This window comes from Nostoc sp. UIC 10630 (assembly GCF_010747425.1).
Classification (GTDB): domain Bacteria; phylum Cyanobacteriota; class Cyanobacteriia; order Cyanobacteriales; family Nostocaceae; genus Nostoc.
Map to the genome: position 1 here is coordinate 1 of NZ_JAAGOG010000336.1, position 5212 is coordinate 5212.

The following is a 5212-nucleotide window of genomic DNA, read 5'->3' on the forward strand; positions in this document are numbered from 1 at the left end:
TTCTCATTGCGCTTTTTCCCAACTTCTTTGAAGGCGGCCGGGGGCCTCCTTCAAAGAAGTTGGGAAATAGCGCTATCAGTAAAGCAGACCTCTTCAACCATCGGGGTATAACCTAGCCATTGCACTCCTGACTGGGAAAATTGTTGTGGACACCCGCTAACGGCGAAACGAGTTGGTAGTGGGGGGTGAGTATTTTTTAAGCCTAGCAAGTCTAACTCTTGGGCACAAGCTGCCACGACATGAACAGCTGGGTCAACTAGCTTGACTTGAGAGGGAAGGAGCGATCGCAATACTGGTGTAAGGTGGGGATAATGGGTACAGCCATGAACTAAGGTATCAATTTCTTGCTCTAGTAAAGGCTCTAAGTAGGCTCGTGCCACTTCAGCAGTGTAAGGGTCGTGAATCCGGTTTTGCTCAATGAGTGGCACAAACTCTGGACATCCAACTTGCCAGACTTGAACGTCAGGAGCAATTTCGAGGATGGCGTGCTTATAAGCATTACTTTTCGCCGTAGCTGGAGTGGCAATTACACCAATGCGTTTTCCTTGCTGCACCGCAGCTTTTGCACCCGGTAGAATTACTCCCAAAATGGGGATGTTGAATTCTTGACGAACGGTTTCTAGGGCTAGGGCAGAACTGGTGTTGCAAGCCATAATTACCATTTTTACCTGCTGCTGTTGTAGCCAGGTAAGAATTTCGCGCGTAAATTGTAAAATTTCTGCTTGTGAACGAATTCCATAAGGAAGTCGGGCTGTATCCCCAAAGTAAACAATTGATTCATTGGGGAGTTGCCGATATATTTGTCGCAGTACTGTCAATCCACCCACACCACTGTCAAAGATGCCAATTGGGGCACATTGGGGTTCTTGAGCAGAAAAATCGTCTAGATTCGCTTCAAAGATCGAAGATGAATACACAGGCTGATATTAATTTAGGTTTTGGGATTTAAAATACAGAATTTAGCAGACAATCGGCTAATTGACCACTAAATTCTGCACGCCAAAGGATTCTAAATACCACCTTTTAATAGTAATTTGTACTATGCTAACGCTGTAAGTATTTTAGGATGCCACGAGCGATCGCATCTGCCATCTGATTTTGATACTCTCGTGATGCCAATCTGGGATTGTCTTCTCGACCACTCATATAACCTGTTTCTACTAAAATCGAAGGCATAGAGCTTTTTCTGAGAACGTAGAATCTGGCTTTGCGGGTTCCCCGGTCTTTGATTGTACCGATGTTTTGCAGAATGGTATTGCGAACCGCTTCCGCCAGAGCATAACCGCTATCGTAATAATATACTTCTAAGCCATTCACATCCGGGCGATTATCAACAGAATTAGCGTGAATGCTGACAAACGCAGTTGCATTAACTCGCTCGGCAATTTCTACCCGTCCCTGAAGTTCTACGAAAAAGTCAGCATCCCGCGTTAGTACCGCTTGTACACCATTTTGCTCTAAAATTGCTGCTACCCTTTTACCAATAGGCAGAATTACATCCTTTTCTAAAAGCCCACCTAAACCGGGAGCGCCTGAGTCTTTTCCACCATGTCCTGGGTCAATCACAACTAGTAATTTCCCTCTTGGAACTGAGGGGCGCGGCTTTGGTTGAGATATAGGACGGGGATTATCTATGGGATTGGGGAATTGACCTTGGTTTGGCGATAAAGGCGGTAAATCAATGGGCTGCTGCGTAACGCTACCAGAGCGTTGTAATTCTAGAGCCAAAAGCTGGTCGCCAACTTGGTTAAGTTCACCAATTTGCACTCCGGCTGCTGGCTGAACCAAGACGTTAACTGTATTAGATTCTTGGGGTTGCAGGCGGACTCGCAGGATAGGGCTATTAGAATTAAAAGTTGGGCCTGTGACTTTGGGAGCTAACCGAGCATTGTTGATGGTAATGCGGTACAGACCAGAGGTTCTATCCCAGCCTCCTGTTGCAGATAAAGCTTGGTCTGCTCTAATCAGCAGTTGTGTGCCATTATTAGCCAGTTGCACAGACTCTATAGTCGCTGTACTAGATGCTATGGGGCGTGGACTATTACTATTACCTCCAGGGAACTGGGCAATGCCACGACTGGGCAGAAGCACAAAACCACTACTGTTACTATTAGTTGCTCGCCAATTTTGACTATTTTCATCCACCTGTAAAGTCATGCGAACAGCAGATGGACTTGTTTGTAGTTGGCTGAACTGAATACGGCTGACACCATAACGATTAATCGACAAATCGCGTTGCTCTAGACTTGGTGATAAAGTAGCGCTGGCAATGTCGATGTTAATTTCTCTTTGATCGTTGCTACGATTTACCTGAATCTGAGGATTACCACCATTGGTACGGATGAAAAAACCATCACCTGTAACTTGTAAGTTCTCAATTTGAGTTACCCTGGCGGCAAGCATTCCGTTTTTAGGTGGATAAATAGGGCTTGTTCTCACCACGTTGTAAATATCTCTTGGTGAGAACACAGATGAAGATGTTCTCGGTGAAGGTTGTGTTGCTATAGCTTGTTGTTGCCCACCAGTATTTTTTGAGGGAACATTTTCGGCTACTGGCGTGGGTAATTGCACCATCCAGCGATCGCCAGTTCTACCAACAAATTGTACACCCTTGGGGTCTAAAGTATAACCAGGGGTCAGTTCAACGACTATGCGCGTTGTTTGTTCGTCAAACTGCCCAACACGGATAGCGCGAATTGCACCGCCCACCTGTTGGGTTAGCTGCGGACGGCCAAATGTCGTTCCTGGTAAATCAATTACCAAACGAGTGGGGTTAAAAATTAATTGTGCTTGGGGTTGAACATTCCCTACAGTATTTATTTCTAGGTTGTTTTGATTGACATCAAAACGCCAAGATTCAAGTTTCGCAGCCATTGCGGGCGACGATAGCATGAAGATAGTTCCAATAGTACTGGATAGTAACCAGCGTAATTTCACAGTCTTTTCTCCTGATTCACATTCATGGGAGCCGTCAAAATTTCAATATATTGGCAAATCCTCACACCATCACCGCACACACTTGAGTATTACGCTGTTATTAAGACACAGCTAATGGCGTAAAATATAGCACGCTCCTCTGATTTTGCCATGCTATCCATTAGCCTAGATAAATTTGACTTGTAAAGCATCAGATGACAATAGCAAAGATGCTACTCTTGTCCCGCCGCAATAATACTTAAATTGGTTTTACTACTAAATTGGATAAACATGGTAAAGATTAGATGTATTTACTCAATAATTTCGACTAAATTACTTATCTTCTCTTTAAATACTGAAGAACGCCACGAGCGATCGCATCTGCCATTTGATTTTGGTAAGCGGAGCTTCTGAGTTTAGCCATATCATCTCGACCAGTCAAATAACCTGTTTCTACAAGAATAGAAGGCATGGAACTTTTTCTGAGGACATAAAATCTTGCTCGCCGCACTCCCCGATCTCTGACATTTACGCTTTGGAGAATACTGTTATGGACAATGCGAGCTAGACCCAAACCACTGTCGTAATAATACGTTTCCAAGCCACTGACATCTGGACGACTTGCACCAGCCGAATTAGCGTGGATGCTAACAAATACATCAGCGTTAGCTCGCTCTGCTAATTGCACCCGTCCGGGAAGGGTGACGAAATAGTCAGAATCCCGCGTCATAACGACTTGTACGCCATTTTGCTGCAAAACCTGAGCTATCCTTTTGCTAATAGGTAAAATAATATCCTTTTCGAGTACTCTCCCAATGCCCACTGCTCCTGAGTCTTTACCGCCATGTCCTGGGTCAATAATGACTACCACTCGTCCATTGGGAACTCGGCGCTGTGGCTGGAATTGGGGCTGGGGATTGGGATTGTTTGGGTCTGGGAATGGCCCCCGGTTTGGTGGTGGTAGCCCAGGTAAAGCAAAGGGCGGTCTTCCGGGAAGGGAAACAATCCGACGAGAACCTTGTATTGGTATAGCCAAAAGCTGGTCGCCGATTTGCTGGGGTTGATCGAGTTGTACTCCAGGTGCTGGTTGAACTAAAACAACGACTGTGTTGGCTGCTTGGGGTTGCAGACGTACCCGAAGAATGGGGCTATTTGGGGCAAAAGTAGGGCCTGTAACTCTGGGAGCTAACTTGGCATTATTAATTGTGACGCGGAACACACCGGATGATCTATCCCAGGTTCCCGTAGCAGATAAAGTTTGGTCGGCTCTAATCAGCAGCTGTCTGCCATTATCAGCCAGTTGCACAGACTCAATGGTTGCTGGGGAGTTGTTAACAGCAGATAGTCTGCTAGGGAAGGAGGGTGGTTGTGATTGATTGTCCGAATTACTACTTCCAGGCAATCTAACAACGCGACTAGGCAGAACCACCAAACCATCACTGTTACTATTACTGGCTTGCCAATCTGGACTATTTTTATCTACCCGCAAAGTCAAGCGAACAATAGGAGCTTGGTTTTGTAGTTGGGTGAATTCGACGCGGCTAATACCATGTTTGTTAACAGGCTGATTATTCTGTTGCGCCAGACGTGGTGATAAAGATGCATCAGAAACATCTATGAAGATACTAGCGCGATCGCGGCTGCGAATTGTCTTAATCCTCGGATTGCCACCACTGGTACGGAGGAACAACCCATCGCCTGTTACTGTCAAGCCCTCAATTTGAGTCGCCCCGCGTGTAGTAGTGGCAACTCTTGAAATACTAGGTTGCCGCTCAGAGTCTGGGGTAACGACAGTGTAAGCACTTCTGGGAGGTGAGGCGGGAAATGAGGCTACTCGATCAACTTCTGGTCTAGGTAATTGCACTGTCCAGCGATCACCAGCTGTCCCAACAAATTGGACGCGTTTGGGGTCTAAAGTATAACCAGGTGCCAGTTCTACAACTATGCGTGTTGTTTCTGTATCAAACTGCCCAACCCTGATTGAGCGAATTCCACCGCCCACCTGTTGGGTTAGCTGCGGACGGCCAAATGTAGTTCCTGGCAAATCAATTACCAGCCGAGTGGGGTTGAAAATTAATTGTGCCTGGGGTTGAACTGCTCCCACAGTATTAATTTCCAGCCTGTTTTGATTGGCATCAAAGCGCCAAGATTCAAGTCTCGCAGCCATTACAGGCGACGATAGCATGAAGATAGTTCCAATAGTGCTGGGTAGTAACCAGTGTAATTTCACAGTTCTTTCTCCTAATTCACGTTCATGGGAGCCGTCAACAAAGAGGCAGGGGGAAGGGGGAGAGGG

General features: G+C 46.0%; 3 protein-coding genes. All 3 read right to left on the bottom strand.

The features are described from left to right. Positions 1–50: 50 nt before the first annotated feature. Positions 51–917, bottom strand: a complete 867-nt coding sequence (murI, locus tag G1O98_RS36655; protein ID WP_163939169.1) for a glutamate racemase — start codon at positions 915–917, stop codon at positions 51–53. Between the two features lie 127 nt (positions 918–1044). Next, positions 1045–2937: an N-acetylmuramoyl-L-alanine amidase gene (locus G1O98_RS36660; RefSeq protein WP_163939171.1), complete on the bottom strand. Its 1893-nt coding sequence runs from the start codon at positions 2935–2937 to the stop codon at positions 1045–1047. Positions 2938–3253: 316 nt separating this feature from the next. Beyond that, positions 3254–5146, bottom strand: coding sequence for an N-acetylmuramoyl-L-alanine amidase (locus tag G1O98_RS36665; RefSeq protein ID WP_163939173.1), 1893 nt, complete (start codon positions 5144–5146; stop codon positions 3254–3256). Positions 5147–5212: the final 66 nt, after the last annotated feature.